This is a genomic window from Corynebacterium guaraldiae (assembly GCF_053480195.1).
In genome coordinates, this window is the sequence record NZ_JBRBAU010000001.1 from 79,595 (window position 1) to 103,241 (window position 23,647).

Annotated in this window: 21 protein-coding genes and 1 pseudogene; 13 read left to right on the forward strand and 9 right to left on the reverse strand. The window is 61.2% G+C overall.

The features are described 5' to 3' along the window. Window positions 1–30: 30 nt before the first annotated feature. Together rsmA and ACUY3D_RS00400 are read left to right on the forward strand one after the other, a co-directional pair. Complete coding sequence (rsmA, locus tag ACUY3D_RS00395; RefSeq protein ID WP_448240119.1) at window positions 31–873, forward strand: 16S rRNA (adenine(1518)-N(6)/adenine(1519)-N(6))-dimethyltransferase RsmA; 843 nt, start codon at window positions 31–33, stop codon at window positions 871–873. Then, window positions 870–1,808 carry a 4-(cytidine 5'-diphospho)-2-C-methyl-D-erythritol kinase gene (locus ACUY3D_RS00400; protein ID WP_448240120.1) on the forward strand — a complete coding sequence of 313 codons (939 nt, stop codon included), beginning with the start codon at window positions 870–872 and terminating at the stop codon, window positions 1,806–1,808. The genes rsmA and ACUY3D_RS00400 overlap by 4 nt, the downstream gene beginning before the upstream one ends. 27 nt (window positions 1,809–1,835) lie before the next feature. On the opposite strand, the gene ACUY3D_RS00405 is transcribed toward ACUY3D_RS00400, so the two are convergent. Further along, window positions 1,836–3,146 carry a hypothetical protein gene (locus tag ACUY3D_RS00405; protein ID WP_448240121.1) on the reverse strand — a complete coding sequence of 437 codons (1,311 nt, stop codon included), beginning with the start codon at window positions 3,144–3,146 and terminating at the stop codon, window positions 1,836–1,838. A gap of 91 nt (window positions 3,147–3,237) precedes the next feature. Here ACUY3D_RS00405 and ACUY3D_RS00410 point away from each other — a divergent pair, with 91 nt between their 5' ends. Next, window positions 3,238–5,073, forward strand: coding sequence for an ABC-F family ATP-binding cassette domain-containing protein (locus ACUY3D_RS00410; RefSeq protein WP_448240122.1), 1,836 nt, complete (start codon window positions 3,238–3,240; stop codon window positions 5,071–5,073). Between the two features lie 36 nt (window positions 5,074–5,109). Here ACUY3D_RS00410 and ACUY3D_RS00415 read toward each other — a convergent pair whose 3' ends face one another. Further along, window positions 5,110–6,024 carry an AEC family transporter gene (locus ACUY3D_RS00415; protein ID WP_448240123.1) on the reverse strand — a complete coding sequence of 305 codons (915 nt, stop codon included), beginning with the start codon at window positions 6,022–6,024 and terminating at the stop codon, window positions 5,110–5,112. Between the two features lie 157 nt (window positions 6,025–6,181). Between ACUY3D_RS00415 and ACUY3D_RS00420 the strand changes: the two genes are divergently transcribed. Next, window positions 6,182–6,772 carry a hypothetical protein gene (locus tag ACUY3D_RS00420; RefSeq protein ID WP_101736231.1) on the forward strand — a complete coding sequence of 197 codons (591 nt, stop codon included), beginning with the start codon at window positions 6,182–6,184 and terminating at the stop codon, window positions 6,770–6,772. Between the two features lie 99 nt (window positions 6,773–6,871). Next, window positions 6,872–7,192, forward strand: coding sequence for a putative quinol monooxygenase (locus ACUY3D_RS00425; protein ID WP_070563413.1), 321 nt, complete (start codon window positions 6,872–6,874; stop codon window positions 7,190–7,192). A 69-nt stretch (window positions 7,193–7,261) separates the two neighbouring features. On the opposite strand, the gene ACUY3D_RS00430 is transcribed toward ACUY3D_RS00425, so the two are convergent. Then, entirely contained in the window at window positions 7,262–9,829 is a 2,568-nt protein-coding gene (locus ACUY3D_RS00430) for an acyltransferase family protein (RefSeq protein WP_269948471.1), read from the reverse strand. 226 nt (window positions 9,830–10,055) lie between these two features. On the opposite strand from ACUY3D_RS00430, the gene ACUY3D_RS00435 reads away from it, so the two are divergent. After that, window positions 10,056–10,238, forward strand: coding sequence for a hypothetical protein (locus ACUY3D_RS00435; RefSeq protein ID WP_070565752.1), 183 nt, complete (start codon window positions 10,056–10,058; stop codon window positions 10,236–10,238). A gap of 58 nt (window positions 10,239–10,296) precedes the next feature. Here ACUY3D_RS00435 and ACUY3D_RS00440 read toward each other — a convergent pair whose 3' ends face one another. Continuing rightward, window positions 10,297–11,094, reverse strand: coding sequence for an HAD family hydrolase (locus ACUY3D_RS00440; RefSeq protein ID WP_269948472.1), 798 nt, complete (start codon window positions 11,092–11,094; stop codon window positions 10,297–10,299). A 100-nt stretch (window positions 11,095–11,194) separates the two neighbouring features. On the opposite strand from ACUY3D_RS00440, the gene ACUY3D_RS00445 reads away from it, so the two are divergent. Beyond that, window positions 11,195–12,229 (forward strand): enoyl-CoA hydratase/isomerase family protein, encoded by a 1,035-nt coding sequence (locus ACUY3D_RS00445; RefSeq protein ID WP_269948473.1) that lies wholly within the window; start codon window positions 11,195–11,197, stop codon window positions 12,227–12,229. 3 nt (window positions 12,230–12,232) lie between these two features. On the opposite strand, the gene ACUY3D_RS00450 is transcribed toward ACUY3D_RS00445, so the two are convergent. The 3 genes from ACUY3D_RS00450 to ACUY3D_RS00460 are packed head-to-tail and all read right to left on the reverse strand — an operon-like array spanning window position 12,233 to window position 15,735. Then, complete coding sequence (locus ACUY3D_RS00450; protein ID WP_448240124.1) at window positions 12,233–13,369, reverse strand: DUF6882 domain-containing protein; 1,137 nt, start codon at window positions 13,367–13,369, stop codon at window positions 12,233–12,235. A gap of 20 nt (window positions 13,370–13,389) precedes the next feature. Further along, window positions 13,390–14,532 (reverse strand): glycosyltransferase family 4 protein, encoded by a 1,143-nt coding sequence (locus ACUY3D_RS00455; RefSeq protein WP_448240125.1) that lies wholly within the window; start codon window positions 14,530–14,532, stop codon window positions 13,390–13,392. Window positions 14,533–14,538: 6 nt separating this feature from the next. Further along, window positions 14,539–15,735 (reverse strand): NAD-dependent epimerase/dehydratase family protein, encoded by a 1,197-nt coding sequence (locus ACUY3D_RS00460; RefSeq protein ID WP_070563427.1) that lies wholly within the window; start codon window positions 15,733–15,735, stop codon window positions 14,539–14,541. A gap of 246 nt (window positions 15,736–15,981) precedes the next feature. Between ACUY3D_RS00460 and ACUY3D_RS00465 the strand changes: the two genes are divergently transcribed. Further along, complete coding sequence (locus ACUY3D_RS00465) at window positions 15,982–16,638, forward strand: sulfite exporter TauE/SafE family protein (protein WP_144676580.1); 657 nt, start codon at window positions 15,982–15,984, stop codon at window positions 16,636–16,638. Between the two features lie 128 nt (window positions 16,639–16,766). On the opposite strand, the pseudogene ACUY3D_RS00470 reads toward ACUY3D_RS00465, so the two are convergent. Then, window positions 16,767–17,311: pseudogene (locus tag ACUY3D_RS00470) on the reverse strand (gamma carbonic anhydrase family protein). 6 nt (window positions 17,312–17,317) lie between these two features. Next, window positions 17,318–17,725, reverse strand: a complete 408-nt coding sequence (locus tag ACUY3D_RS00475) for a hypothetical protein (protein WP_070530594.1) — start codon at window positions 17,723–17,725, stop codon at window positions 17,318–17,320. A 35-nt stretch (window positions 17,726–17,760) separates the two neighbouring features. Between ACUY3D_RS00475 and ACUY3D_RS00480 the strand changes: the two genes are divergently transcribed. From ACUY3D_RS00480 to ACUY3D_RS00500, 5 genes are all read left to right on the forward strand, one after another. Next, the gene (locus tag ACUY3D_RS00480; RefSeq protein ID WP_070520836.1) at window positions 17,761–18,630 is read left to right on the forward strand and encodes a patatin-like phospholipase family protein; all 870 of its coding nucleotides are present in this window, start codon (window positions 17,761–17,763) and stop codon (window positions 18,628–18,630) included. Between the two features lie 122 nt (window positions 18,631–18,752). Beyond that, window positions 18,753–20,318, forward strand: coding sequence for an aspartate-alanine antiporter-like transporter (locus tag ACUY3D_RS00485; RefSeq protein ID WP_070708415.1), 1,566 nt, complete (start codon window positions 18,753–18,755; stop codon window positions 20,316–20,318). A 198-nt stretch (window positions 20,319–20,516) separates the two neighbouring features. Beyond that, window positions 20,517–21,695 carry an acetyl-CoA C-acyltransferase gene (locus ACUY3D_RS00490; RefSeq protein ID WP_448240126.1) on the forward strand — a complete coding sequence of 393 codons (1,179 nt, stop codon included), beginning with the start codon at window positions 20,517–20,519 and terminating at the stop codon, window positions 21,693–21,695. A gap of 37 nt (window positions 21,696–21,732) precedes the next feature. Beyond that, window positions 21,733–22,791, forward strand: a complete 1,059-nt coding sequence (locus tag ACUY3D_RS00495; protein ID WP_070563438.1) for an enoyl-CoA hydratase/isomerase family protein — start codon at window positions 21,733–21,735, stop codon at window positions 22,789–22,791. A gap of 40 nt (window positions 22,792–22,831) precedes the next feature. Continuing rightward, window positions 22,832–23,596, forward strand: coding sequence for an enoyl-CoA hydratase (locus ACUY3D_RS00500; protein ID WP_070563440.1), 765 nt, complete (start codon window positions 22,832–22,834; stop codon window positions 23,594–23,596). Window positions 23,597–23,647: the final 51 nt, after the last annotated feature.

The following is a 23,647-nucleotide window of genomic DNA, read 5'->3' on the forward strand; positions in this document are numbered from 1 at the left end:
TTACGAGCCACGCGTATTAGTCTGAGTGGTATGACTCAACCCCATCTGCTGGGCCCAGCGGAGATCCGCGAACTCGCCGCTGAGCTTGACGTGACGCCGACGAAGAAGCTGGGCCAGAACTTTCTGCATGACCCGAACACCATCCGCCGCATCGTTGCTGCTGCCGATTTGTCCCCAGAGGACCGCGTGGTGGAGGTGGGCCCCGGGCTGGGCTCGCTGACCCTGGGTTTGTTGGGGGAAGTTGCGCACGTAACGGCCGTGGAAATTGACTCGCGTCTGGCTGGTAAACTGCCGGATACCGTGGCCGCGCGCGCAGCCGATTTTGCTGACCGTCTTTCGGTCGTGGAAAAGGATGCGCTCACCGTTGAGGCGGGCGAGTTGGGGGAGCCCACCGCTTTGGTGGCCAACCTGCCCTATAACGTCGCGGTACCGGTGTTGCTCCACCTGCTGGAGGCCTACCCATCGATTCGCCGCGTTTTGGTCATGGTGCAGCTGGAGGTGGCTGAGCGCCTCGCCGCCGCTCCGGGCAGCAAGGTCTACGGCATTCCTAGCGTGAAGGCATCTTTTTATGGCCTGGTTAGGCAAGCCGGGACAATCGGCAAGAACGTGTTTTGGCCGGCGCCGAAGATTGAGTCGGGCCTGGTGCGTATCGACTGCACTCGCCCCTATGACGAGGCGCTGCGCCCGCGGCTTTTTGCGCTGATCGACGCCTCCTTTGCCCAACGCCGTAAGACCCTCCGCGCCGCCTTGGCGGGCTTTTATGGCTCCGCTGCGGCAGCCGAGGAGGCGCTGCGCGCGGCGAATATCGATCCGCGCCTGCGCGGCGAGAAGCTAGGTGTGGAGGACTTCGTCCGATTGGCGGAAGCCTCATGAGTAATACAGTGACTGATTCCACGCAGCTGTGGCAGGCGCGTGCCCACGCCAAGGTTAATCTGCACCTGGGCGTAGGTGAGGCCCGCGCGGACGGTTTCCACGAGCTGGCCACCGTGTTCCAATCCCTCGATGTACACGACCGCGTGAGCTACCGCTGGGGCGAGGGCTGCGCCGTGGAGGTCACGGGTAACCACGCGACAGGCGTTCCGGCATCGACCGAGAACCTGGCATGGCGCGCCATCGAGCTGGTGGCGCAAAACCTCATGCTGCCGGCAGCTGGCACGCTGACGATGGAGAAGAACATCCCCGCTGCCGGCGGGATGGCCGGCGGGTCTGCCGATGCCGCCGCGGCTCTGCTTTTGGCCAATCACGCGCTGAGCGCTGAGTTTGGTCGTGAGCCTCTCAGCATGGAAAAGCTCTACGAACTAGCCGCAGAACTCGGCTCCGATGTGCCTTTTACCCTCATGGGCGGCACGGCTTTGGGACGCGGCCGCGGTGAGCTTCTGACTCCGATGCTGGCGCGTGGGCGCTATATCTGGGCGATCATCACCAATGCTGAGGGCTTGTCTACGCCGTCGGTATTCCGCAAGCTGGATGAGCTGCGCGCTGCCGGCCGTGGAAGCACACCGCACTTGGACACGGAAGCCGTGGGTCAAGCCCTCGTAGGAGGCAACCCCCGTGAGCTCGCCGCAGTGATGCACAATGACCTCCAGCCAGCAGCGCTCTCGCTGCGCCCGGACTTGCGCAAGATTCTGGATACTGGTGAGGCCGCCGGTGCCCTCAAGGGAATTGTCTCCGGTTCCGGTCCTACCTGCGCCTTCCTCTGCGAAGACGAGGGGACCGCGCAGGAGGTGGTGGCCCAGGTGTGCGCCGATAACCGCGGTACTCGCGGATTGGTGACCCGCGGCCCAGCCACCGGCGCAACACTGGTCTAGCACCAGCAGGGTGAATGGTGGAGGCCCTTAGAGGACGGCCATCTCTACTGGCTTGACATCGAGCTTGTAGCGCTGTGGTTCTTGGTCGCCGAGGAGGTCAAGAACGACCAGTTCCTGCTTGTTTGCGTCGGTGACGTAGGCATAGCCGTTGGCTGCCTTCAGGATCGGCCCTGGTTGCTGCCACTCCTCGTTTTCCTTCCACGGGGAGATGGCGTCAATCTTCTTGGTTATCTCGCCGGAATCCGGGTCGATGATGTTGAGCTTGCCGTCGGTCGTGAGCACCAGTGCCTCACCCAAGGGCCCGCGGGCCAAGGAACGGAACCAGTAGGACTCGCCGAGCTCGACCTTCGTGGCGGAGTAGTCCTCCGTATTGATGAGGGTCACTGAGGTGGGGCGCTCGAAGTCGGCATCTTTGTCGGTCTTGTTATCCGCCAGGATGATGTTGGATTCCTCTGATCCCGCGGAGTTGCCGGAGCGCTGGTAGCCGTCTTTGCCTGCATAGGCGGAAGCGTCGATCTTGTGGAATTCAGTTCCGTCGAAGACGATGGGCCCGTCCTCGCATCCGAAGAAGAGGGAGCCATTGCCAGCGGCAGCTTCGCCGTGAACACCAGGACACTCGGTGGTTTCCGCAAGGACCTTGCCAGACTTGTTCACATGCTGGATGGTGTGGCGCTCATCTTCGGTGCCCTTCGTAGTGACCACGGAGCCGTCTTTCAGCGGAACCGCGACGCCGTGGTGCGCGGCACCTGTCTCGACGATGTTGACCGGCTGGGCGTCTTCCTTGCCGAAGTCCTCGGTCTTGTAAATCTTTGCTACACCATCTCCGTCGGAGAAGAGCGCGGTAAAACCATCGTGGTGAACCACGTGGCCGGCGTGAGGTGCGTCGATGGAAGCGTCGTCAAGCTGCGGCTGTGCCGCGTAGTAGTGCTTGTGGTCTCCGTGTGGCTTGGTGATGCGCCCGGTGTCGTAGGTGAGGAAGCTATCGCCTTTGGTCACCATGATGTGGCGGTTATCGCCGGCATCGCTAAGCCGGAGAAATGCTTTCAGTTCTTCGTTGTCGATGACCTCACCGGTCTCTCCATCGAGCGTGGTGAGACCGTCCTTATGGGAGATGAGGACACGAGGTGGAAGCTCTGCCACCTCGGTTTCGCCACCAGAGGCTTCGAAGCCGTCATGGCTGTGCTCTCCGTCATGGCCTTCGCCGTGTTCGGCATGCGCGTGGGAGGCTGCAGCGCTGGAGGGCGATGAAGCTTCGTTGCTTTCGGGGGAGGAACAGGAGGTCAGCGTGATGATGCTTGCGGAAAGTGCGGCGCACAGGATGAGACGTTCTCTTTTCATGGTGTTGCAGAGTATTGGAAGTGAAAATCAATAGCAATAAAGGTAATGGTGCGGGGGTAACCGTGCTGAAGCACTAAGATGAACTCTCGATATGGCGAACCTCATTAACCTCGAAAACGTAACCAAGTCCTTCGGGCTCAAGACCCTGCTGAACGGGGTCTCCCTCGGTGTTCAAACCGGTGACCGCATCGGCATCGTCGGCGTCAACGGCGGCGGCAAGACCACGCTGCTGGAGGTCCTCACCGGCATTGAGCCACCGGACGCGGGCCGCGTATCCCATAACTCTGACCTGCGCATGGCGGTGGTGACCCAACGCTTCGAGCTGGAGGAGTCCCTCACCATCGCCCAAGTCATCATTGAGCCGCTCGGGCTGGAAACCTTCGAGTGGGCTTCTAACGCCAAAGTGCGCGATGTCCTCGGCGGCCTCGGCATCGTTGACCTTGGGCTGGATACTCCCGTGGGCTCGCTCTCTGGTGGTGAGCGCCGCCGCGTCAACCTGGCCGCCGCACTCGTTCAAGACCTCGACATCGTGGTTCTCGACGAGCCGACCAACCACCTCGACGTCGAAGGCGTGCAGTGGCTGGCCAGCCACCTGCTTTCGCGCAAACTGGCGGTCGTCGTCGTCACGCACGACCGCTGGTTCCTCGACACTGTGGCCACCACGACCTGGGAGGTCCACGATGGTGTCGTCGATGCCTACGAGGGCGGCTATAACGACTGGACCTTTGCCCGCGCTGAGCGCACCCGCCAAGCCGATGCCATCGAGCAGCGCCGCCAGAATCTGGCGCGCAAAGAACTGGCGTGGCTGCGCCGCGGGGCGCCTGCCCGTACCTCGAAGCCGCGCTACCGCATCGAAGCGGCTGAGGCGCTCATCGCGGATGTTCCCGCGCCGCGCGACAAGGTTGAGCTCATGGCCTTTTCCAAGCAGCGCCAGGGGCGAGTCGTCATTGAGCTCGAGGACGCAAAGGTTACAACCCCGGACGGCCGCACGCTGGTAGATCACCTCACCTGGCGGCTGGCGCCGGGCGAGCGCATTGGCCTCGTCGGCGTTAATGGTTCCGGCAAGACCACGCTGCTGCGCGCGCTTGCTGGCGAAGTCGAGCTTGCCGCTGGCAAGCGCATTGAGGGCAAGACCGTGCGTCTGGGCTGGCTGCGCCAGGAGCTCGATGACCTGGATCCACAGCGCCGGCTTCTCGACGCTGTCGAAGACGTCGCCACCTACGTCCACCTGGGCAAGAAAGAGCTTTCTGCCTCTCAGCTGGCCGAGCGCCTGGGCTTTTCCGCCAAGCGCCAGCGCACACCCGTCGGTGATCTATCGGGCGGTGAGCGCCGCCGTTTGCAGCTGACCCGTGTGCTCATGGCGGAGCCAAACGTGCTGCTTCTCGACGAGCCCACGAACGACCTCGACATCGATACCCTCCAAGAGCTTGAATCCTTGCTGGACTCGTGGCCGGGAACCTTGGTGGTCATATCTCACGACCGCTACCTCATTGAGCGCATCGCGGACAACACCTATGCGCTGTTTGGGGACGGCAAGCTCACCAACCTGCCGGGCGGAATCGAGGAGTACTTGCGTCGCCGCCAGGAGATGGAAGCCGCCACCGCCGGTGGTGTGCTCGACTTGGGCGAGGCCTCGAAGAACGCCGATGGTCAGCGTACGGAAACCGCCCCGGTAAAACGGCTGAGTTCCCAAGAGGAGCGCGAGCTGACCAAGAAGATGAACGCGCTGGAGCGCAAGATGGGCAAGCTCGACGACAAGACGGCGAAGCTGAATGAAAAGATGGCGCAGGCCGCGGAGAAGATGTCTTCCGGAGAGGGAGACAGCGGCGAGCTGGCCAAGCTCGACGCCGACCTCAAAGCGGTAGCCGCCGAGCGCGAGGAGCTAGAGATGGAATGGCTGGAGCTGGGGGAGAAGCTGGAAGGCTAGTGTTCGACGGCTAGTGCTCGCCAGCGAAGGCCAGTCTTACCCGAAGAGTGCTGCGATGGCGAGCATGGCCGGCAAGGAGAGAAAAGTGGTGAGGAAGACCGTATCGCGCGCCACCGTCTCTCCCGATTGGTAGGTCGCGGCGTAGTTATAAACATTCTGCGCGGTCGGAAGCGCAGACAAGATGAGTACCGCGTATAGCTCCTTGCCGCTCAGGCCCAAGGCTAGGCCCGTCGCCAAGGCGATGGCTGGCATGGCTACGAGCTTGAGCACGGTGGCGGTCATGGTTGGTAGGCGGTCGCTAGCCAGCAACCCGTCTCGGGTGAGGGAAGCGCCGAAACTCATCAGGATCATCGGGATGGAAGCCCCGCCGAGGATCTCGAGGGGAGCCATGATGACTTCTGGCACGTGCCAGCCCGCTGCAGAAACGATGAAGCCGGCGACGGCAGCGATGACAACCGGTGCCGTAAGCCCAGAGAATACAGAGCTGCTTATTGAACGCAGGCTCGTTCCTTGGGCGTTAAGGCCGGCGATGATGAAGGGGGAGAGCACTGCCATCTGGAGTACGAGTGCTGGCACCACAAAGGTGGCATCACCTATGACATAGGTGGCGATGGGCAGCCCGATGTTGACGGAGTTGTAGTAGCTGGCCGCGGCCGCTCCGGCCATCGTCTCAGCCCCGCTGCGGCGGAAGAATACCAGGCTGAGAAAGCCATACAGCGCCATCGTGGCGACCGAAGCAATCGCGATGACAGCGACAACCGGAGACATAAAAGTAGAGGTATCCGAGGTGGCCACGCTGGAGAAGATGAGCGCCGGAGTCGCAGCCCAGAACGCAGTGCGGTTGAACTGCAGGCGCGCCTCACCGTGGCCGATAACGCCCCGGTGCCCCAGAATGAACCCCACACCGATAACCACAAAAATGATGGCAAACCCGGTTAAGACATCCAGCACCAGTGATCAACCTCTCGAAGAATTCTAAAAGCAAGTCTTCGGTCATTCTTCCACGCCAGTCTTTTCCACCGGCAGCTGATAACAAAGTGATATCGAAAATGCCGTATGACCGGGAAGTCTTTTTCAAGGCGGGCGGACTTATGGCACGGTGGTAGTTATGAATTCTTTGCGTCGTGTTTCCCGCCTGTCCGCTACCTCCGCCGTGGCAGTATCCCTCACCGCCGTTCTTTCGGTCTCCGCGGCCCAGGCCGCCCCGGCTAACCCATCGTCCGCACAGCCCCAGGAACTGAACCAGCTGTCTTCCCAGGCTATGGAGCAGGTTAACTCCTTTGAAGTTGAGCTTCCTGCGCAGGCTTATGACCTGGCTAAGCAGTACAACGTCCAGCTGCCGGACTTCATCAAGAAGCCGACCCCGGCGGTGGCCGATGAGCTCGTTGGCGCAACCCATGCCCACCTGATTAAGCAGGGCCACCACGAAGATGCCAACGCCAAGAACATCGCCCAGGAGTGGGCAAACCAGGCTGCGGCCGGCAAGGTTACCTTCCAGGACAATGCAGGCGATGGCCTGACTCATTTGGAAGAGGGCAGCGGTAACATTTACAAGCTCACGGAGCAGGAAGCTAAGGATCGCGTGAACTGGCTCAACCGCGATGTTCCTGTGACCAAGACTGACGGCACCGGCTTCGGCGTTGCGCAGGCCTTCGACGGCACCCACGTCTACGTTGCGGAGTACTTCTTCAACAAGTAGACCTTCACGCGGCCAATGATAAGCCGCTATTACAGAAGGCCCTGCCTGTAGCGGCAGGGCCTTCTGCACGTTTTCGCGGAGAAGGTTACAGTGGGGCCCATGATTTTGATCAACGTACAGTTCCACGTCAAGCCCGAGTACGCCGATACCTTCCTGGAAGAGATCGACTGGTACACCAAGGCCTGCCAGGCAGAGCCCGGCTGCATTGACTTCAAGTGGTTCCGCGATCCGGAAGACAAGCAGCGCTTCCTGCTCCTCGAGTCTTATAAGGACGGCACTGATGTCGACCACGTCAGCACCGAGCACTTCAAGCGCTCGTGCGAGGAGCTGCCGAAGTACCTGGTAGAGACCCCGGACATCATCAATACTTCCATTCCTGGTAAGACAGCATGGGATAAGATGGCTGAATTCTCGGTCTAAACCCCACGCGTTTACAAAAGCCGCCCGGCAGAAGCCGGGCGGCTTTTAGCGATCATCAGGGGCTTTTAGCTAGCGGGAGCAGACGGTGGTGAGGTCTTTCTCCTCGTTGGCGTATTGCTCCACGGCGTCGTACAGCGCATCCGCGTAAAGATGTGCGCCTTCGGGGAGCGGGTGGACGCCGTCGTCGTAAAGCATGGCAGGGTTATCCTGAGCCATGCCGCACCAGTCTGCGATGTAGACGTTGTCGTGAGCAGTCGCGGCGTCAATGATCTCGGCGCGTGCCTGTCCCATCCAATCGCGCTCGCCGTAGGGCAAGACGAGGACCAGCGTGCGCTCGGGGCCGACGATGTCGATGAGCTCGTCCATCTGGCCCTCAAACGTAGCCCCGTTGGTTCCTAAACCCACAAAGACGGTGGAGCGCAACTGCCCGGAATCCTTTTGCGCCTTGATGACAGGAAGGGCTGCCGAATAGTGGCGGGAAATAGTGGCGTCGATGCTAATGCCCGGGAAACGCTCATTGAGAGCCTCGGAGGCAGCGAGCATGACGGAATCACCGATAGCACTAATCTCGTTTCCAGTGGGAAGCGCACGCTTTTCCTTCGGCTTCGTGGTCTCGGAAGGCTTTGCGGGGACAGACGATGACTGTGCCGGGGCAGAATTCTCCGCCTGTTCGTTGGACAGCGCCATGCGCTCGAGCTCGCGCTCCAGTTCGCTCTTATCCTCCGAAGTCACCAGCGCGTAGCCCACGCCCAGTACGGAAAGAACAACGAGGACGGGAACGGCAGGCCACATGGCCTTGCCAAAACCATCTTTGACCTCTTGCGCGCTGGGGCGTGCAGCCCAGTAGGCGTGCCACGTAGGGCGGAATCCGGCGCGGCGGAAGGGATTTTCTACAAACTGGTAGGTCACCTCAGCCAGCACGCAGCTCAGCGGAAGCGAAAGGAGGCCTAGGAGCCAGGAGGGGGCGTCGGACAGCGCGTGGACAATCATTACCACCGGCCAGTGCCAGAGGTAGAGGGAGAACGAGCGCTGGCCCAGCCACCGCATCACACGGGTGCGGAAGATCCACGTGAGGGGACCAGATTCGCGCACCACTGCCCAAATCATTGCCGCGCCGAGGACACTGGTAAGGACGAGGCCGCCGCGGTAGGTGAAATCCCGATCCGCGCCCATCCACACCAATTGCGCGAGGTAGCCAACTAATGCGAAGGAACCAACGGTTCCGGCGAGAACGCCCTTGTTTGCGGCCGGCCAAGAATCCGCGTCCATGTCCTTGTCAGTGGAGGTCATGAGGAGGGACAGCATCGCGCCGATGAGGAGACCGAACGCGTGGGTATCGGTGCCGTAGTACACACGCGTGGGATCCTCGCCTGGGCTATAGAGCAGTGCCATGGCGACGGCTGAAGCAATAGCGAGGATGAGCGATACGGCGATGGGCAGGTGCTTGGGCTTGCGGCGGGAAATGGCAAAGACGCCAAGCATCAAAAGCGGCCAGATCAGGTAGAACTGTTCCTCGACGGCCAAGGACCAATAGTGCGCGAAAACCTGCACTTCATTAGGCGCAAAATAGGTTTGGCTCGTGGCGATTTGGGTCCAGTTGTTGACAAAGAAGAACGTGCCCAAGAATTGTTCGCGGATGCCAACGGCCAGGTCCCCACCAATGAGCGCCACTATCGCCGTGCATATGGACAAGACTATGAGCGCGGCCGGGAGGATTCGCCGGAAGCGGCGGAGCCAAAAGCCTTTGAGGCTGATGCGTCCAGTGACGTTGAACTCGCGAACAAGCAGCGAGGTGATGAGGAATCCGGAAAGGACAAAGAACATGTCCACACCGAGGTAGCCGCCGGGGAGAATATCCCCGAAGAAGTGGTAGATCACCACGGCGAGGACCGCTAGACCGCGCAGACCATCCAGGCCCGGCACTTGGCGCAGGCGGGCGCGCGCACGCCGCTTTGAGCCAGCGGGGGCAGTGGGGGCAGTGGGGCCAGAGGCGGTTGCGTTGCGGGCGGATGCAGAAGCAGCTGCTGGAGCTGCGGCGGCTGTGCCCGCCGCGACGGTTGCGGTTGCAGGGGCGGCTGCAGCGGCGGCAGTGGGGGAAGCCTGTGCTACTCGCCGCTTTTCTGATCGGCGTTTTTCCTGCTTGGCGCTTAACGCCCCGACGGATTGCGAGCGGCGGGCCAGAGCACGCGAAATCTCGTTCTCGGTGCCGGGTGAAGCCTTCTTCTCAGGTTGCTTGGATTCCCCGGTTCCTTTGCTCTTTTGGGGCGTTGTGGTTTCCCGGGGCTTTGCGGCCGCCTCGGTCTTTGTCTCCTCGTTGGCCTTTGCAGTCGCCGGGGCTTTCTTGGGTTTCGGGGCCGTCGCGGCCTTTTCGGCTCCTTCTTGCCGCTTGGGGTGTGCTGGAGCCGGGGAAGGAGACTGTGCTTTGTCGCCGTGTGCAGGTGGCTGCTTCGCAGCGGGCTGAGTTTGTGATGGCTTGGTTGTTGAAGCCTTGTCGGCGCTGGGAGTTGCAGGTGCTTGGCGTCGTTGGGCGGGGGCCTGCGGGTTCGGATGCCGCGGAATGGCCCGACGTGGGCCGCGTCGACCGGCCGAAGCTACTTCGGCCTCTTCGCGGGCTTTAACTAGTTTGGCCTTTTTCACCGCCGAGGCTTTGGGAAGTGCATCAGGAGTCAGATCTAGAGTGAAGTCTTCAGCCGAACGCGGGCGTACGCGGCCAGGCCGAGCGGCAGGACGCTGGGCATTACGGGGTCCGTGCCCAGTGGGTGCCGGTGGAGTCTTAGGGGCGCTTGCCTTAGCAGGTTTATCGTTCGCGGCAGGCGCGGTGGACTTAGCAGGTGGCGGGGACTGAGAGGGCGTAGCAGGCGCAGTGCGCGCGGAAGCTGCAGCGGGTGAAGGCGAGGTAGTTTTCGAGGAATCCGCCGAGGAGGACGGAGCGGGACTCGATGCAGACGACTCGCCCTTTGCCAAACGTGACATCATCGACCGCAAAAACTTCTTCACTACACACTCCGCAGGTAGACACCGGGGTTCGGGTACTGAGGCTCAGTAACCCGAGTAATCCTACTCTGTGCGTGCGGGCTACTCGGGCAAGGCTGCGGGGGAGCGTGTTAGGTGCGCAAAAGCTGGCGAAGGACGGTGCTAACCCCGTTGTTGGTGTTAGCCGGGGCGATGATATCTGCAATTTCCTTCAGCTGAGGATGCGCGTTTTCCATGGCCACAGCCGTCCCGGCGGCGCGCAGCATCTCGAAATCATTGAGGTAGTCACCGAAGGCCACAGTGGCTGCGAGCGGAATACCGGCGAGCTCAGCGAGCTTAGTTAGCGCCGTACCTTTTTCCACGCCGCGGGCCATCACATCGAGCCAGACCTTGCCGGATACCGCGACATTGTCCTCCGGGACGGCGCGAACGATGGGATCGTAAATGTGCGCCTCAGAACCAGATTCGCAGAAAATAGCAATCTTGATGATGTTGCTATCCGGCACTGCATCCAAGTCATCGACCCAGGTGACCGCCTTGTAGTACTTTGCAATCTCTGTACGTGCCGCGTCTGACACATCCCGTGCAACGTAGGCGGTCTCCGGGGAACATAGAACTACGGTATGTTCCACGCCGATGGCCGCAGCAGCCTCTCGTGCCGCGTGCACGGTGGATTCCGCAAGTGGGAATGCCGCGATGATCTCCCCGCCGCGCATGATGACCGAGCCGTTTTCGGCGATAAACGTTTCGCCTTTCGGGAACATGTCCTTCAAGGTGGCCAGTTGGCGCCCCGAGGCCGGAACCAGCTCGCAGCCGCGGGCAGTGGCTAGGTCCTGGAGCTCCAAAAAGTCTGCAGGGAGTTGGCCATGCGCGTCGAGGAGCGTGCCGTCCATATCAAGGGCAACAAGTTGTGGGAGCAAGTAAGTCACACCAATCTAAAAGTGTTGGGCTAGAGGCAGGGAAACCATGTCCAACGTAGCGCCAAGAAATAGGTGGCTGAAACTTTTGTGATATGGAACACTGGTGCGCATGACTACGACTGATCCAGTACTCGTTTCCGTGCGCAACCACACCGGAGTCCTCGAACTCAACCGGCCGAAGGCCCTGAACTCTTTGAACCCGGACATGATTGACATCATCCGCCGCTCCCTCGAAGCGTGGGCGCAGGATGACGACATCGAGCAGGTCCTTATTTACTCCAACAGTCCCAAGGCATTCTGCGCAGGCGGCGACGTGCGCCACGCGCGGGAGGGAATCGAGGAAGGCAAGCTGGAAGAGGTTGATGCCTTCTTCGCCAGCGAGTACCTCACCAACGGCGATATCGCCGAGTTTCCGAAGCCCTACATCGCCGTCATCGACGGCGTCGTCATGGGCGGTGGATTGGGCATTTCCCTGCACGGTTCGCACCGCGTGGTGACGGAGAAGGCCTTCGCTTCGATGCCGGAGATGAATATCGGCTACGTCACGGACGTCGGAGTGGCCTATGCAGCCCAGCGCATGGTGGGCACTCGCGGTGTAGCCTCGCCGGGTTTGGCAAAGTTTTGGGGTCTGAGCGGGTACCGCATGTATGCCGCGGACATGCTGTGGACGGGCGTGGCAACCCACGTGGTCAAGGATGCGGCCGAGCTGATCGAAGCCGCTATCGAGCGCGGTATTGATGCCGCACTGGAAGAGCTGGCCCTACCCGCGCCACAGCAGCCAGCACCGCTCGAGCAGGTGGCTCAAGACCTGGAGGAGACCTTCGCGCTGCCCACGTGGGAGGAGATTTCCGCGGAGCTGGACAAGCGCCCGCAGATTGCCGGCGAGGTGCGTCGCCTCATGGCAGCCGCGTGCCCAGCCGCCATCATCGCGGCCAATGAGCTCTATGAGGCGGAAGCCGCTGTCGACGATATCCGGGAGGCGCTCCTGCTAGAACTCAAACTGGGCATGCACATGTATCGCCGCCCTGACTTTTCCGAAGGCGTGCGTGCGGTACTGGTGGATAAGACCCAGGACGCAGCGTTTAACCCGGCGACCACGGAGGACGTTGACGTCGAAGAATTCCGCGCGGTGCTCAGCTCCTAGCGGTTATATAGGGCGTGCCCGCTGGTAAGCGGCGCGCGCCCGTTGCTCATCCACTCCCGCCGGCACCGCAACATTGAGCGTGGCCTGCGCGGCGGCCCGTGACGGCGCGGGCAGGTGGAACGCGGGGGCGTCGGACAGTGCTAGCCCTTGGCGGCCGTCGGGTAGCTGCACTGGCAGCAGGGTCCACAGCCCCAGAATTGGCATGGCTAACTGCGGCAAGCGCAGAGAGCGTGCCTCGGGGATGGGTACGCGGGCGCGAATCAGCTCGGGGATGGCATTGTCATATCCGAAGCGGCGCAGGTTCGCCGCGGCGTGGGCGGACATGGAACCGGAGAGCTCGTCTGCCCATGCCCACGTAAAGGTGTTCGTTGTGGCGTTGAGGGTGGCGATGAGATGGGAGGGAACCGTAAGCGAACCATAATCGGAGTTCACCACGGTGCGCGACGTGTCAGGGTCAAGGTCTGCCCACAGGTTGGGGAATCGGGCCTCCAGGAAGAAATTGTGCTCGGTGGCCATAAAGTGGGCGTCGGCCAGCACATCGCGTGCGCTGAGCCCGTCGCGGCCTGAGGGATGGGGGAGAGCCGTGATCCGGGTGCCGTGGAAGTGCGCGAGGCCTTGTACAACATCTGGTGCCACGCCCACATAGGAAGCGAGCTCGGCGGTGGCGAGGCGTTCGTCGACGCCTCCCTCAATATCCCCCGTATGCTCAAGCCCGGCCAGGATGCTGACACGGGGATCGGGGTGGATCTCCGCGAAGTTGACGGCGACGAGCGCCTCGCCCTCGCCCTGCGGGACGCGGATGACTGGGCGGTCACCCACGAGCCGCCGCGCCAAGCCGCGGAGCAGGGCGGAATCGGGTTGCGGGCCGTGGAACTCCGGTTGCGGCGCGTGTTCCGTCAACCCCGTAGACCAGTGCAAGCGGCCATCCTGGATTGTGGCTAGGCGCAGGCCATCGAAGTCATAGGTCCCAGAGGCGGTAGTAAAACGCACCACTGCGCGCTGATCGGTGGCGGGCTCGGAGTCGGAAGATGCAAAGTTCACCTCGACGTCGCGCACGTCGCCCAAGCGTGAGGAGAACGCGGCGTCGATGCCGGCTTGAATGAAGGCGCCAGCGGAGTACAGGTCCTGGGCTGAGTCCATTAGTGCTCCTTGACTTGGTTTTATTCCCTGAAGAAGGGATGCTCGATAGCCTCCTCATATGCCTGAAGGAGGGCTTGGGTGGATTCTACCCAGGAATACTTTTCGGCTTCGCGGCGGGCGGCAGCACCCATCGTCTCCCGACGCGTGGCGTCACGAAGAAGATTGACGGTAGCGCTGGCCCAGGCCTCATCATCGGCATCGGGTTCGATGAGATGTCCTGTAACGCCTTCCTCAATGACGAAGGGAATACCGCCGGCATTCGTGCCGATGACCGGCACACCCGAGGCGAAGGACTCTAGCGCCACAAGGCCCAGTGTCTCCGTGGCGGAGGGGAAGAGGAAGACATCTCCGACAGCGAAGGCAGCGGCGAGCTCCTCGCCGGACAAGTAACCGGTGAACACGGTGTGCGAAGGATCGAAGTTGGCCTTGAGCTCCTCCAGCGCAGGGCCATCGCCGACGACGGCAAGGCGGGCGTCACCAAGCTCTGTCCGCACCAGGTGCATTACGTGGTCGAGGCGCTCCAAGTCCTTTTCCTTGGAGACCCTCCCGATATAGGTCACCAGCGGGGAGTCCGGGTTACCACCGGTGAGGCGCTCGCGCATCTGCGCGGTGGCGCGGCTGGGGTGGTAGGCCTGCGTATCGACAGCCTTGGGCCACAGGTGCGCGTTGTGGATCCCCACCTCCCGAGCCTTATCCACCATGGGGCCTGAGGTGCATAGGTTCACCGCAGCCTGGTTGTGCAGGTACTTCAGAGCGGCCTCAGTCAGCGGGCGGGTCCACCCGATGCCCAGTGCATCGACGTATTCAGGCACGTTGGTGTGGAAGCTAGCCACCAGCGGCACGGCATCGCGCTGCGCGGCAAAGACACCGAGCGCCGCTGTCCAAATGGGATTGACCGCGTGGATGACATCGGGATCGAAATCCCTGATTTCCTTGAAGAACTTCCACGAAGGCAAGCCGAATTTGATTTCCGGGTAGACCCACAGCGACAAGCTGGGTATGCGGGTGACCTCGAAGCCGGCGTAGGTTGCAGGGGCCTTGCCCGTGGCAAAAATCCGGACCTCATGGCCCATCGCGGCCAGCTGGTCCAGAGTGCGCGTCAGGCGCGTGACCACGCCGTCGATCTTGGGGAGGAAGACCTCGGTAACGATTGCGATGCGCACGGAGGACTAGGCCTCCGTGGAGGGGACGCCGGCGTGCTGCTGGCGCGTCCACAGCGATTGCGCCGGAATCTTGGAGCGGTCAGCGCGGTCGGCGTACTTGCGTGCGACTTCCTCCACCTCGTGCAGCAGCCCTTCAGACAAGGTGGTCGGTTCCAGCCCCAGGTTGAGGAAGGTGTCGTTGGTGACGTGGAGCTCATTTTCCGCGGATTCCTTGCGCGGGTTCGGCACGTAGGCCACCTCTGCGCCAGAGATCTTCGCAACCAACTCCGCTAAGTCACGTACGCGGTGGGTTTCCGTCATCTGGTTGATGATCTTGACGCGCTCACCGCGCGCCGGCGGGTTCTGCAAAGCTAGCTCGATGCAGCGCACCATGTCCCGGATGTGGATAAAAGCGCGGGTCTGGCCACCGGTGCCGTGCACGGTCAGTGGGTAGTCGATGCCGGCTTGGATGAGGAAGCGGTTGAGCACCGTGCCGTAGTCACCGTCATAATCAAAGCGGTTGATAAGGCGCTCGTCCTTCTGGGTCTGCTCCGTGTGCGTGCCCCAAATGATGCCCTGGTGCAGATCGGTGATGCGCAGCTCATCGTTCTTGGCGTAGTAGGCAAACAGGTGCTGGTCCAGCACCTTCGTCATGTGGTAGACCGAGCCCGGGTTGGAGGGGTACAGGATCTGCTGCTTGACGACGCCCCCCTCACCCGCATCCACCTGCACGTCCAGGTAGCCTTCCGGGATCTTCATTCCGGCGGTGCCGTAGCCGTAGACACCCATGGTTCCCAAGTGAGCGACGTGGATATCCTGCTCAGATTCCACGATGGCGGCGAGCAGGTTGTGGGTGGCGTTGATGTTGTTATCCACCGTGTAGCGCTTGGTGCGCGAGTTTTTCATGGAATAGGGGGCGGCGCGCTGCTCAGCGAAGTGCACCACGGCATCCGGGCGTTCGGTATTCAGGAACTCGAGCAGGTCGTCGTAGTCCTGGGCCACGTCGAGGTTGCGGAAGCCAATGGTCTTGCCGGAAACCTCGGTCCACGCAGCCAGGCGTTCCTCAATGGAGGCGATGGGTGTTAAGGATTCCGCGCCCAACTCCTCATCGATGGCGCGCCGGGAGAGGTTATCCACGATGATGACGTCATGGCCTTGGTCGGAGAGATAAAGGGAAGCGGGCCACCCACAGAAGCCGTCTCCGCCGAGAATCGCTACCTTCATTACTTATCTCTCCACATCACTGTCGGGGGCACGAGCTACGGCGCCGCCGACGATGGGGAAACCCCGTCGCGGCGGCAAGCACTTTTCAATACCTTACCGTTGACGGCCCTCACATGAGGGCCCTTAACGGTAAACAGTGAGTGAATGTTTCCTCGGGCTGCACCACTAGAGCAAAGCATGGTGCAGGGCGCAGGAGGCTCGGTGTCCAGAGTAAGTTCTGCAAACGCGCCCTGTACACTGGCCCGCATGCTTGAAGCCGTGCTCAATGCCTTTGCCGATTCCGTCAACGCCCTACTGATCGGAATCCTGGTGGCTATCGGCATCATGCTTCCGCGGGGGAGCTACCGCAAGATTGCGGCCCTCGTCATCGTCGGCGATTGGTTCGGTGTGCTCACCGCAGCCGCCGTGGTGATGTTCGTATTCGTCGGTATCCAGGACAAGGTTGCCGCGGCCTTGGAATCGCCTCTGCTGGGGTGGGGGCTGGTAGTCATTGGCCTTGCTCTGGGACTTCTAGCCTGGCGCTCCCAGGGCGAACCCAACGATATGGTGCAGAAACTGCTCGGCCCGCTGCGCACTCCTTCGGCTAAGACCGTTGTGGTGGGCTATGCCATGGGCGTTATCCAGTCCTTGACCTCCGTGCCCTTTTTCTATGGCCTGATGCACCTAGCGGCCGGGGACTTTAGCAATACCGTTAAGTATGGTGGCCTCTTTTTCTACGCCACGTTTGCGCTCTCGCTGCCGACGGTGTGCGGATTATTCATCGCCCTTGTGCGGGCGAAGCCACAGTCCTGGGCCGGACGCGCCTTTGCGTGGGCCCGGGAGAACTCCACCACCGTGACATTGTGGAGCGGCTACGGCGTGGCCGCTTTCCTGGTGGTCATGGGCATCTTCGCTCTGCTTTAGGGGCTTGCCTTCAAGGCGACTCGGCAGCTGTCCTAGCTTCGCGGTGGTGGAACTGCCCTAGTTGCCAAAATTCTGGCCAGATCGTGCGGCAGGCTCGGGAGTTTTGGCAACAACGGCAGTTGCGACTGCTAGTCGTAGAGGACGGCGTCGAGAGGGAGGGCGTCGCCAAGCAGCGCCTGATTTTTGAAATTTCGACGTAGCGCGCGGCGTGCGGTATGAAGGCGGCGGATTCCTCAGGGCTCAGCTCGCGCCGCACCTTGGCTGGAACCCCGGCGGCTAGTGTGCCGGCGGGAATGTCCTGGCCTTCGAGCACCACCGCGCCGGCGGCGATGAGAGAGCCAGGGCCCACGGTGGAGCCGGAGAGCAAGGTGGCTTTCATCCCGACGAGCGTGCCCGCACCCACCCGCGTGCCGTGGAGCATGGCCATGTGGCCCACGGTGACATCATCCTTCAGCACACACGGCTCGGTGGATTCAACGTGGATGACGCAGTTGTCCTGGATATTGACGCGGGCGCCTAGACGGATGGAACCAACGTCCCCGCGCAGCACGGAGCCATAAAACACGGAGGAGTCAGGGCCGATGGTGACGTCACCGATGATGGTGGCATTCGGGGCGATCCAGGCGCTGCGGTGGATGCGGGGAGTGCGTCCTTGGAAGGGAAGGATGAGCATGGCAGGCTAGCTTTCTTCAGGGGTGGTTTCGATGGAGACCGCAAGCGACTCGGAGACTTCATAATCGCCGGGCGTGGCGCTGATCTGGGCCAGCATGTCCCGTTCCGCAGGGGATAGCGGGATGGCCCAGCCCCGCTTGGGATCATGGACCGGACGCTGTGCCTTCGTCGTGGGGGAAAGATGCACCGTGGTCTTAGAGCCACTTAAGCGCGCGGGCTCGCCGGAGCGCGCCACCTCACTGAGTACCTGTGCGCCGGCTGGGGAGGTAACCAGGATGATGAGGCCGCCGGCCGTGTGGACGGACAGGTGGTCTACGGAGACCTCGACGGCGTGGGGATCCGGGGAGGCCAAGCGGACGGTGGGGGAGCCGCCGAGCTTATCGACGATATCCTTTACCGCGGAAAACAAACTCATGGCGCGATCCTAGCGCGGGGGTACCATCGTGCAGTGTGATTGACGCGAAAGATACAGCACTCGTCATTGAAGGCGGCGGTATGCGCAATTCCTATACCGCCGCGTGCATCGTCAAACTCCTAAAGGAGGAGGTGGAATTCGGCTGGGTCGGAGGCGTGTCCGCGGGCTCCTCGCACACCGTGAACTTCCTTTCCCGCGATGTGGTTCGCTCCGAGGAATCCTTCGTGGACTTTGCCAAGAACCCCAGCTTCGGCGGCCTGGGCTCACTGTTGCGCGGTAGCGGCTACTTCAATGCGGAGTTCATCTACGAGAAGGCTGCGGACCAGGACATGCCCTTTGACTGGGAAGCCTTTGACGCTAACCCGGCGCAGGTGTGCATTTCCGCCGCGCGCGCAGATACGGGGGAGAGCGTGTATTGGGGGCGTGAAGACATCAAGACGCAGGAAGACCTGATGGTGCGTGTGCGCGCCTCCTCGACGCTGCCGTTGATCATGCCGATGCGCGTCATCGACGGTGCGCCGTATGTCGACGGCGCCATGGGGGAATCCGGCGGCATCCTCATCGAGCAGGCGGAGAAGGCCGGGTTTGAGAAGTTCCTGTTCCTGGGGTCGAAACCGCGTGGCTACGTGCGGCCTGAGGTGGGGCGGCCGGCGGCGCTGCGACGAATCTTCCGAAAGTACCCTGCCGTAGCGGAGGCGATGATTGCTCGGCCGGCCCGGTACAACGCCTCCAAGGACCGGCTTCTGGAGCTGGAAAAGGAGGGGAGCGCACAGCTTTTCTTCCCGGAGGATATGCAGGTGGCATCGACTGAGCGTTCTGTGACAAAGCTGCGCTCCAACTATGAGGCTGGGCGCGCGCAGACCTATGCCGAATGGCCGGCGTGGAAGGAATTCCTCAGCAGCTAGTGAGCTCAGCGGGGTCGTGCGCGACTCACTTTTGCCAACACGGTGTGAGTCGCGCCTCCTCTAGGGAGGAGAAGCGGACCCATGCATGGAGTTTTCTGAGTGTTTTCTTACAATGATTTCCCGTGTTGGCACTATTTGATGGAAATATTTGGCTGAGCATTTTCTTTATTGCTTTGCTCGGCACGTTATTTGGCATGATTCCTTTTGGCCCGCTGCGCTTCGGCGCAGCCGGCACCTTGTTCGTGGGATTGGCCATCGGCGCCTTTATCGATCTCGACGGCACGATTTTAAGCAGCCTGCAGGAGATGGGCCTTGGCCTCTTCATCTATATGCAGGGCTTGTCTGCCGGCGAGCGCTTCTTCAAAGGCTTCTCTGAACAGCTCAAGCACATGATTACTGCCGCGATAGCGGTGGTGGGTGCTGCCGCCGTGGCACTTCTCGCGGGCGGCTGGTTGGGACTGTCGCCCTTGCTCTCCGTGGGCGTGTTCTCCGGTGCGACGACCTCGACGGCATCGCTTGCCGTGGCGCAACAGCAAACGGGCGAGGAACTGCCCGCCGTGGGCTACTCCTTGGGCTATCCGGTAGGCGTGGCCGTCGCTATCCTCCTGGTAGCTTTTCTGCTCAAGCAGTCCTGGCCGGCCACTAAGGACAAGGACAATTCCGCGGAGGAGGTCTTTCGCTCCCGGACTATTCGGGTGACCAAGGACATCACCTACGAGGAGCTGGTGGAGCGATTCGAGGATCAGTTTGTTATCGCCACGATTCGCCGCGGCAATATCCGAACCGTGGCCGGGGACCATCCGGAGATTCGCAAGGGTGACATCCTGCGCGTACTCGTGACGAAGGCGAAAAGGCACGAGCTTACCGCTGCCCTAGGCAAGCGTCAGCCTCAAGTGCCCTTCGTGGACAAGCGTTTGGTCATTGAAACCGTGGTGGTGTCGAACTCCGATATTGCTGGTCGAACCGTGGAGGACCTCAACCTCTTCAAGCGCTACGGTGGCCGCATTGTCCACGTGCAACGCGGTGATGAAGAGTTCCTGGCTAGCTTCGATACGCACCTCGATGCAGGCGACCGGGTGACGGTGATTGTGGATCAGGACCGCCTGGGTGATATTCGCGATTACTTCGGTGACTCGGTTCAGGGTTACTCGCAGCTGAACTGGGTTGCTGTCGGTGGTGGTCTGTTCCTGGGCTACCTCATCGCGCTCATTGTGGTTCCACTACCGGGTGGCACGTCCTTCGAGCTTGGCTTTGCGCTGGGCCCATTGATTACCGGACTTGTTCTCGGAGCTCTGCACCGCACGCGCCGCGTGCCCTGGAAGGTTCCGGCTTCTATCAATCTGGCTCTTCAGCAGTGGGGCCTGGTTATCTTCTTGGCTTCGGTGGGCCTGGCCTCAAGTGAAGCTTTCCAGTCCACGGCATTCTCCTGGATGGGCCTGAAATGCATGGCTCTCGCCGCCATCATTACCGTGGTTGTCGTCGTCCTCTTCGCTGTGGCTAACAGGTTCCTTGGCCAGTCAGAAACCCGCACCGCGGGCGGCGTTTCCGGCATCTTCGGCCAGCCTGCCGTGGTCGACTACGCCACAGGAATCAGCACGGATTCCCGCATTATGACTGGATACGCGGCCACCATTGTGGTGGCGCAGATAGTCAAAATCGTGGTCATTCCGTTGATGCTCACGGTCTAATCCGACACGCAAACTGCTGCGGGGAGCCTAGTCAGTGCTCCCCGCAGCTGGCCGTTTTGGAGCCTTCACCGCACTTCAAACTGTTTTGTGTCGCGCTGCTTTGGCATTGTGCGAGCATACATTGATGCAAAAGGGTGGCGCGGCACACAATCCATCGGTACAATTCTGGTTAACTTCGTACAGTTTGGAGAGCGAAATATGGACATCGTTATTGCGGGCGCTGCCCGCACGCCTTTCGGCAAGTTGCTTGGTTCCCTTGCACCCTTGTCTGCGACGGAGCTTGGATCCCGCGCCATCGCTGCCGCACTCGAGCAGGCACAGGTTCACCCTGACGACGTCGATGCCGTGATGTGTGGCCAGGTCCTGCAGGCAGGTGTGGGGCAGAATCCCACGAAGCAAGCAGCACTAGGGGCAGGGATTTCTCCGAACGCGCACACCGCAACGGTCAACAAGGTCTGTTTGTCCGGCCTGACCGCGGTTATCGACGCCTCCCGGCTCCTTCGCTCCGGTGAAGCCACGGTGGTGGTTGCCGGGGGAATGGAGTCGATGTCAAAAGCGCCGCACCTACTGCCGCAGTCACGCAGTGGGAAGAAGTTCGGTACCGTCGAACTGCTCGATCATATGGAGCACGATGGCTTGCGCGCGGCCGACCTGGGGATTTCGATGGGGTCGCTGTCAGAGAAATATGCCGAACGCTATCCCGCAACCCGCCAAGAGCAAGACCGCTGTGCCGCGTTGTCCCACCAGCGCGCTGTGCAAGCGAGTGAGGAGGGGGCCTTCGACAAGGAGATCGCTCCCATAACGGTATCGAGCAAGCGCGGCGAGGTCCTCATCTCACGCGATGAAGGAATTCGGGAAGGGGTTACTGAAGAAACCTTGGCCGGGTTGCGACCAGCTTTTCAGAGCGATGGGAGTATTACCGCTGGCAATTCCTCACCCATCACGGATGGGGCGGCTGCAGTAGTTCTCACCACACGTGAGCACGCGGAAAAGGAAGGACTGCCGGTCATGGCGGTCCTACGTGCGCCAGGGCAGGTAGCCGGTCCGGATTCATCCTTGCAGGAGCAACCCGCTCGGGCTCTCCTCGCAGCCCTTGAGCGCCAAGGCTGGGGCATTGCTGATCTCGATCACATTGAGATCAATGAGGCTTTCGCCGCAGTGGTGGTTCATTCTGCCAAGGTCCTCGGTATCAATCCCGATGATGTGAACCCGCAGGGCGGTGCGATTGCCCTGGGGCATCCTATCGGTGCATCCGGTGCCCGGCTCGTAGCCCATGCGGCGCATCGCCTTGCGAGCGGCCAGGCCCATCGCGCGGGTGTCACTTTGTGCGGCGGCGGTGGCCAGGGTGAAGCGCTGTTGCTTGAAGCTCCACACTAGAACGCGCCCGATTGTCCATAAAGAGGAGGAATAGACGATGACGAATGAAATTATCCACGACATCCGCGGCCATGCTGGTGTTCTTACGCTAAACCGGCCCAAGGCCATTAACGCGCTAAATCAGACAATGATTGATGAGATGACGTCAGTTTTGAAGGACTGGCAGGACGATGATCGCGTCAAGCTCGTTATCCTCCGGGGCGCGGGTGATCGTGGGCTGTGTGCTGGTGGCGATGTTGCGGCCTTGTACCACGATGCACTGGAGGGCGGCACGGCAGGCGCCCATTTCTGGAAGACGGAATATGAACTGAACTATTTAATCTCCACCTATTCCAAGCCCTATGTGGCGCTCATGGAAGGCATCGTGCTGGGCGGCGGAATTGGTGTCTCAGCGCACGCCTCGCACCGCATTGTTTGCGAGGATTCGCGCATTGGAATGCCGGAGGTTGGGATTGGGTATTCGCCCGATGCCGGTGGGTCCTATCTTCTGTCCCGAGCTGCGGATCGTCTTGGCCGGCACTTGGCGTATACCGCGATCCACGTGGGGGCCGCGGAGGCGATCGATACCGGCTTCGCGGACTACTTCGTGCCCAAGGACAAGCTCGATGCTCTCGTTGAGCAGCTGGTGGAGACGGGCGACCCAGCCGATATTGAGAAGTTCACTGAGTCAGTGGGCCCAGGCTTCGGTAAGGACCGCGCCGAAATGGTGGACGTCTACGCCGCAGACACCGCTGAAGAGACCCTTGCCCGCCTGCAAGAACGTGCAGCAGCAGGCGGCGACGGGCATTGGGCGGCGAAGGCCGCCAAGCGGATGAGCTTGAATTCCCCGCTGGGCATTCGCGTCACCGAGGAATCCTTAAATCGCAATGCGACGATGAGCTTCGCGGAGACCTTGACCCAGGAGTTCTGGATGTCCGTGAACATGCAAAAACACAAGGAATTTGTGGAGGGAATTCGCGCGCAAATCGTGGATAAGGACCGCAATCCCTCCTGGGAATATGAGTCCATCGGCGCCGTCCCCGACGACGTGGTGGCTTCTGTCCTTGAACCCATCGAGGGCAGCGTGGAAGCCCCAGAATTCAACGATCACCACTGATTAAATACCAATCAAGAACCACAGGAAGGACACTATTACCATGGCAATTCTTAGCGAGAAGCGCGGCCGCGTCGCACTCATCACGCTCAATCGTCCGGAGGCGCTTAATGCCCTGAACAACGACACCATGCTTGAAGTTACCCAGGCAGTTCAGGAATTCGACGCCGATGCAGAAGTAGGGGCAATCGTCATTACCGGTTCAGAGAAAGCGTTTGCGGCCGGTGCAGATATCAAGGAAATGTCTTCGAAGTCGGCGACAGAGATGTACACCGCGGATTGGTTCGCAGGTTGGGACGTCCTCACACGAGCCCGCACGCCGATCATCGCTGCAGTGAACGGATACGCCCTCGGCGGAGGCTGTGAGCTAGCTATGATGTGTGACTTCATCATCGCTGGCGACAAGGCCAAGTTTGGCCAGCCGGAAGTCAACTTGGGAGTCACACCAGGCATGGGAGGCTCCCAGCGACTGACCCGAGCTATCGGAAAGGCGAAGGCCATGGAGATGTGCCTGACTGGCCGCATGATGGCAGCCGAGGAAGCAGAACGCTCCGGCTTGGTAGCCCGCGTGGTTCCGGCGGGTGAGCTCCTTGACTCGGCGCTGGAGACGGCAAAACTCATCGCCTCGAAGTCCTTCGTGGCAACGTCTCAAATCAAAGAGCAAGTCAATGCGGTTGATGAACTCTCATTGTCCCAAGGTATCCAGTTCGAGCGCCGTACCTTCCACGCTTTGTTCTCTTCTCATGATCAGAAGGAAGGCATGGCAGCCTTTGTAGAGAAGCGCGACCCGGAGTTTAAGCACTCCTAAACCTTAACCGCGAGTTAGCCTTTTTGGCTTCTTCGGCCGCACGCGCGAGGG